The sequence below is a fragment of the Inquilinus sp. NPDC058860 genome (assembly GCF_042743185.1).
Taxonomy (GTDB): domain Bacteria; phylum Pseudomonadota; class Alphaproteobacteria; order DSM-16000; family Inquilinaceae; genus Inquilinus.
The window spans coordinates 1-6,120 of sequence record NZ_JBHYMS010000115.1; the positions used below are offsets into that span (position 1 = coordinate 1).

The following is a 6,120-nucleotide window of genomic DNA, read 5'->3' on the forward strand; positions in this document are numbered from 1 at the left end:
ACTATTGTTCGTGTGGTGTGCTTAAGTGTTTTATTAGTGAGTGGGCTGGGGGGAAACCGGGCCGTGGAGTTTGAGTCGTACCAACACCCATACGCGCGCGGACGCGCGCAGACCCCTCCCCCTGGCCCCCTCCCGCAAGGGGAGGGGGGACAAGAAAAGAAGCGAGCTCCAGCTATTCTGAAAAGGCCTCGCAAGCGAGAGAGGCAATCAGGACGGCACCCGGCATGGCGACAAGGGCTCGTCGCCCTGAAACTCCAGCAAGAGGACCTCCCATGAGCTTCCAGGACAAGGTCGTGCTCGTCACCGGCGGCGCCTCGGGCATCGGCGCCGCCGCCACCCGCGCCTTCGCCAAAGCCGGCGCCAGGGTCGCCTTCACCTACGCCACCAGCCGGGACGAGGCCGAGGTGCTGTCGGCGGAGCTGAAGGCTCTGGCGCTGCCGGCCGACCTGACCCGGCCGGAGGAGGTGACCGAGGTCTTCGCCCGCACCGAACGCGAGCTCGGACCCCTCGACGTGCTGTTCGCCAATGCCGGCGGCCTCTTGCAGCGCAGCCGCTGCGTCGACACGACCCTGGAGCTGTGGCAGCGGGCGATCGCGGTCAACCTGACCAGCACCTTCCTGTGCTGCCAGGCGGCTTTGCGGTCGATGGAGCCGCGCCGCACGGGCGCCATCGTCACCATGGCGTCGCTGGCCGCCTTCGACGGCGGCGGGCCCGGCGCCTCGCACTACGCCGCCACCAAGGGCGCGGTCGCGACCTATACCCGCGCTTTGGCCAAGGAGGTCGGGCCGCTCGGCATCCGGGTGAACGGCGTCGCCCCCGGGCTGATCGGCACCCGCTTCCACGACGTCTTCAACACGCCGCAGGGCCGCGCCGCGGTGGTCGAGCGCACGCCGCTGCGCCGCGAGGGCACGCCCGAGGACGTGGCCGAGGCGGTGCTCTATCTGGCCTCCGACCGCGCCTCCTTCCTGGCCGGCGAGATCATCCAGATCAACGGCGGGGTCGGGTTCTGACCCTCGCGGCCGGGTTCGCCCCGCCTTGGACCAAAGGCCAATGCCGATGCTTCCCGCTTGACCCGCCGAGTCCCGCGGCGTTCAATTCCACACTTGCCGCCGAGACAAGGATGCCGCCGATGCGCACGGTCCTGGTCGCTGACGATCACCCGATGTTCCGGGAGGCCCTGGTCGGCACGCTGAAGTCGCTCGACGATCAGGTCGACGTGCTCGAGAGCGGCACCTTCGGCGAGGCGGTGGACCGCATCGCCTCGGTGATGGACATCGACCTGATCCTGCTCGACCTCCGCATGCCCGGGATGAACGGGGTCAAGGGCGTGCGCTCGCTGCGCACCCGGCGGCCGGACGTGCCGGTGGCGGTGATCTCGGCCCTGGCCGACAGCTTCGTGATGCGCGAATGCTTCGATGCCGGCGCCGTCGGCTACATCCCGAAATCGCTGTCGCGCGACGCCATCGTCTCCGCCATCTCCGCCATCCTCGACGGCGGCAGCTACACCCCGTCGGAAGGGCTCGACGTGATCGGGCCGGGCGAGCTGGAGGAGGACGAGCCGCTGGACGAAGCGGTGCGCTGCCGGTTCGAGCTCCTGACCAACCAGCAGCGCAAGGTGCTGGAGCTGATGGCCGAAGGCCTCCTGAACAAGCAGATCGCCTACGCCATCGACGTCCAGATCACCACGGTCAAGGCGCATGTCTCCAGCCTGCTGCAGAAGCTCGGCGTCTCCAGCCGCACCCAGGCGGTGATCCTGTTCCAGAAGTATCGCCGGGCTCTCTGACACGGGCCCCGGCGTAGGTTGGGTTCGCGACAGCGAACCCAACAATGGTTCCGGCTGCGCGATGTTGGGTTCGCGTGCCGCGAACCCAACCTACGTCCAGGCGGCATCCCGGCAGCCTTCACCGCCGCGCCGACGCGATCAATGCCCGCAGCCGGGCGGGCTTGATCGGCTTGGTCAGCAGGCTGACGCCGGACAGCGCCTGCACCATCGACTGCACCTCCGGGCTGCGGTCGGCGGTGATCACCGCGGCCGGGATCTCCTCGTCCAGCGCGTGGCGCAGGCCGATGATCAGATCGGTGCCGCGCTGCCCGGCGTCGAGGTGGTAGTCGGCCAGGACGATGTCCGGCCGGAAGCCCTCCGCCCCGATGCGCGCCTCCGCCCCGGTCCTGTCGGCCGCGGCGGCGACGCGGCAGCCCCAGCTGCGCAGCAGCCGGGCCATGCCGTCGAGAATGGCGGGGTCGTTGTCGATCACCAGCACCCGCACCCGGTCGACCGCGCCCGGCACCACCGCGGCCGCGGCGGGCTGCGGCCCCAGGCAGTCCTGCGCCGGGTCGGTCAGCGGCACCACCACCGAGAAGGCCGAGCCGCGGTCCACGGTCGAGCGCACCTTGACCTCGGTGCCCAGCAGCCGGCTGATCCGGCGCACGATCGACAGGCCGAGGCCGTAGCCCTTCTGGCCGGGCTCGGCCCTGCCCTCCGGCCCGTCCAGCCGGCGGAACTCCTCGAAGATCTCGTCCAGCCGCTCCTGCGGGATGCCGATGCCGGTGTCGATCACCTGCAGCTCGACCTTGCCGCCGCGGCGCCGGGCGCCGAACAGGATCCGCCCGGCAGGGGTGTAGCGCACCGCGTTGGTCAGGAAGTTCTGCAGCAGGCGGCGCAGCAGCTGCGGGTCGGAGCAGACGGTCAGCGAGCAGGGCAGCAGGGTGAAGCCCAGCCCCTTGCGCTGGGCCAGCGGCGCGATCTCGTCGTGCAGCGCCTCCATCAGCGGCGGCAGCGGCACACTCTGCAGGTTGGCGCCGACCCGGCCGGCGTCGAGCTTGGAGATGTCGAGCAGGATGTTGAGCAGCTCCTCGACATTCTCCAGCGCGTGGTCGATCTTGCCCAGCAGGGCCTCGCCCTCGGCCGGCAGCGCCGTGTCCTCCAGCGTCGCCACGAACAGCCGGGCGGCGTTCAAGGGCTGCAGCAGGTCGTGGCTGGCATCGGCCAGGAACTTGGTCTTGCTGATGTTGGCGCGCTCCGCCTCGGTCTTGGCGACGCGCAGCTCGCGGGCGATGCGGCGGCGCTTCTCCACCTCCGCCGACAGCGCCTCGTTCAGCCGGGACAAGGTGGCGGTGCGCTCATGCACCCGCCGCTCCAGCTCCTCGTTCGCCGCCTCCAGGATCCGCTCGGCCCGCCGCCGCTCGGTGATGTCCTGGATCAGGGTGAAGAATCCCACCACCTCGTCGCGGTGGTTGCGGTGCGGCACATAGGTCGCGAAGCCGAAGCGCGGCTCGGTGTCCGACCCCGGCAGCGGCAGGTCGAAGGTCACGGTGGCGCCGGCCAAAGCGCGCTCGATGAAGGGCTGGCGCGGGCCGTATTCGGCGTCGCCCAGCACCGCGCGCAGCGTCTGGCCCAGGATCGGGGTGCCGTTCGGCGCATAGGCGGCGCGGTAGGCGCGGTTGACGAAGCGATAGCGCTGGTCGCGGTCGACATAGGAGATCATGGTCGGCACCGCATTGGCGAACAGCCGGATCCGCTGCTCGCTGTCCAGCAGCGCCTCCTCCGCCATCTTGCGCTCGGTGATCTCGACATAGGAGGTGACGAAGCCGCCATCGGGCATCGGGTCGCCCTTGACCTCGAACCAGCGGCCGTTCAGCGCCACCTCGGACGGCGGGCCCGAACCGCGGGTCGCGCCGCGGGCCGAGCCCGGGCCGATCGGTGAGGCGGTGCCCAGCGCCGGGGCGCCGCGGGCGTCGTTGAACTCCTGGAACCGGCGGTAGGAGGCGCCGGCCCGGCGCAGCTCGGCGGGCAGCTCCAGGAGCTCGCCGTAGCGCCGGTTGGCGGTGACCAGGCGCTGGTCGCGGTCGAACACGGCGACGCCGATCGACATGCTCTCCAGCGTCGCCTGCAGATGGGCCGAGCGCTCGGCCAGGGCCTTCTCGCGCTCCTGCCGCTCGGCGTCCTTGACGTCGGTGATGTCGGTGTAGATCGAGGCGATGCCGCCCTCGGTCGACCGCCGGTCGTTGACCTGGACCCAGCGGCCGTCGGCCAGGGCGTAGACCCAGCGCTGGGCGCCGCCGTCGCGGGTGGTGGCCCGCTGCAGCCGGCGCTCGGCCATCCAGGCCTCCGGCGTCAGCCCGTCCGACTGGATGATGCCGGCATCGAGGCCGAGGCGGATCAGCGCCCCCAGCGACAGGCCGGGCCGGATGCTGTCGGTCAGCTGCGGCCAGAAGTCCAGGAAGCGGCGGTTGAACAGCACCAGCCGGTCGTCCGGGTCGAAGATGGCGAAGCCTTCGGAGATGCTGTCGATCGCGTCCTGCAGCCGGTTCTGCGCCGTGCGGCTGGCAACGATCGCCTCGCTCAGCTCCAGGTTCGACTGCTCGACCGCCTTCAGCGCGTGCTCCAGCTCGCGCGTCCGGTCGCGCACCTTCTGGTCCAGCAGGATCGCGGTCTGGAACAGCTGGTAGGCGTTGCCCTGCATGTCGAGGCTGTGCTCGACCCGCTGCATCAGGGCGCGGTTGATCTCCGACAGCTTGGCGACGCGGCGCTCCAGATCGGCCTCCTGGCCGCCCTCAGTCCGATCCTGCTGCGCCGCCTCCCGCCTCATGGCTCAGCCCGGCCCGAAGGCGATCCCGGTGAAGGTCTGGCTGACATGCATCATGCCGAACTGCTCGCCATAGGTGTTGAAGCCGACGACGTTGTTCTGGGCCATGATCTTCGAGGCTTCGGTCAGCATCTGGCGCTGTTCCATCTCGACATAGCGCAGCACGCAGTCGAAGCCGATCACGGCGTCGATGCTGCCCAATTCCGCGCGCAGCTCGTCGAACAGCGACGCCAGATTCGCGACCAGATCGCCGCTCTTTGCGACGCTCAGGATGATTCCCTCGTCGATGGCGCAGAAAAAGTGCAGGCAGCCGTCGCCGTCGACCCGCTGGATGGCGCGGACATAGTGGCGGCCGCCGGCCTTGACCACCAGCGGGTGCGAGGCGAAGACCAGCGGCGTCAGCTCGTCGGGATTCAGCCCGATCATGCGGGCGTATTCCTCGGCCGCCGGCTCGGCGTTGATCTCCATCACCACCCGCCGCGCCGGGTCGGCCCGGGTCACCACCATCTTCTGGTCCAGCGCCTGGAAATGCTGCCGCTCGAACACCCGGAAGGCCAGGTCGGTCGACACCAGCACCAGCAGCGAGGCGCTCGACAGCACCTTGCCGTCGAGGAAGATCGCGGTCTCGCGGAAGGCCAGGTTGTCGCCGGCCGAGCCGCCGACCAGGGGGATCTCGCCGAGCGCATCGCCCAGCGCGCTGACGATGATCTCCTCATGCATCGACAGCCCGTCATTGATCAGGAGCGCGAAGCTGCGCGACGGGTCGAAGCGGTGCTGGTGGCGGGCCTCGTGCTCGGCCAGCAGGGTCTTGGCCAGGGCGGCGCCGTCGGCGATCTCGAAGCTCATCGGCTCGATCAGCAGGACCGAGGTGGCGAAATGCTCGGCGGACAGGCTCATGCCCGTGATCGTGCCCTGGCGGTAGCCGGCCGGGGTGATCTCGCCCGCGGTGGTGCAGCCCAGCACCCGCACCTCCGGCGCGCGCCGGCCGATCTCGGCCAAGACCGCGGGCAGGTCGTAGGTCGGCGAGCAGAACAGCAGGACCATCTCCATCCGGTCCTGGGCGATCGCCGCCAGCAGTTCCTCGACCGCGTCCTCCGTCGACGCCTTCATGCTCATTCCCCGACGGATGCCGCTTGGGCTGACGACGGCCGTCTTCTCCTTGGCTTGGCTGGCTTGGGGCATCGCTTCCTCCCGAGAAGCTTATCGGGCCCCTCTCGCGGGGACCACTGATCCAAGGTCCAATTATTGGGCCGGTTCGCGCTTGTGCCAAAGTCCTATTCCGGCGGGCGTTTCTTTGCCGGTACCGTTTTCCGGAGGTTCAGGCGCCGGTACGAACGGCCGTGGCGCGACCCGGGCACGCGCCCGCACCGGACGGCGCGACAGACAGGAGGAAGCCGATGAAGACGCGTGCCGCGGTAGCCGTCGCCGCAGGGAAGCCTCTGGAGATCATGGAGGTGGACCTGGAGGGCCCGAAGTTCGGGGAGGTGCTGGTCGAGATCAAGGCGACCGGGATCTGCCACACCGACGAGTTCAC

The 6,120-nt window shown here is 69.8% G+C and carries 4 protein-coding genes and 1 pseudogene; 3 read left to right on the forward strand and 2 right to left on the reverse strand.

The genetic code is table 11. The annotated features are described in order from the left end of the window. Window positions 1-272: 272 nt before the first annotated feature. Together ACFW16_RS35690 and ACFW16_RS35695 are read left to right on the forward strand one after the other, a co-directional pair. Complete coding sequence (locus ACFW16_RS35690) at window positions 273-1,010, forward strand: SDR family NAD(P)-dependent oxidoreductase (protein WP_380313860.1); 738 nt, start codon at window positions 273-275, stop codon at window positions 1,008-1,010. A gap of 119 nt (window positions 1,011-1,129) precedes the next feature. Next, entirely contained in the window at window positions 1,130-1,783 is a 654-nt protein-coding gene (locus ACFW16_RS35695) for a response regulator (protein ID WP_380313861.1), read from the forward strand. Window positions 1,784-1,901: 118 nt separating this feature from the next. Here the strand turns inward: ACFW16_RS35695 and ACFW16_RS35700 are convergent, their stop codons facing one another. Next, window positions 1,902-4,589 carry a NahK/ErcS family hybrid sensor histidine kinase/response regulator gene (locus ACFW16_RS35700; protein WP_380313862.1) on the reverse strand — a complete coding sequence of 896 codons (2,688 nt, stop codon included), beginning with the start codon at window positions 4,587-4,589 and terminating at the stop codon, window positions 1,902-1,904. A gap of 3 nt (window positions 4,590-4,592) precedes the next feature. Beyond that, window positions 4,593-5,696: an FIST N-terminal domain-containing protein gene (locus ACFW16_RS35705; RefSeq protein ID WP_380313863.1), complete on the reverse strand. Its 1,104-nt coding sequence runs from the start codon at window positions 5,694-5,696 to the stop codon at window positions 4,593-4,595. Window positions 5,697-5,983: 287 nt separating this feature from the next. Here ACFW16_RS35705 and ACFW16_RS35710 point away from each other — a divergent pair. After that, a pseudogene (locus ACFW16_RS35710) lies at window positions 5,984-6,120 on the forward strand (S-(hydroxymethyl)glutathione dehydrogenase); the annotation flags it as partial.

What these genes read in the sequence shown, in the direction of transcription:
- ACFW16_RS35690 (WP_380313860.1), top strand. Translation starts at nt 273, where the DNA reads ATGAGCTTCCAGGACAAGGTCGTGCTCGTCACCGGCGGCGCCTCGGGC.
- ACFW16_RS35695 (WP_380313861.1), top strand. Translation starts at nt 1,130, where the DNA reads ATGCGCACGGTCCTGGTCGCTGACGATCACCCGATGTTCCGGGAGGCC.
- ACFW16_RS35700 (WP_380313862.1), bottom strand. Translation starts at nt 4,589, where the DNA reads ATGAGGCGGGAGGCGGCGCAGCAGGATCGGACTGAGGGCGGCCAGGAG.
- ACFW16_RS35705 (WP_380313863.1), bottom strand. Translation starts at nt 5,696, where the DNA reads ATGAAGGCGTCGACGGAGGACGCGGTCGAGGAACTGCTGGCGGCGATC.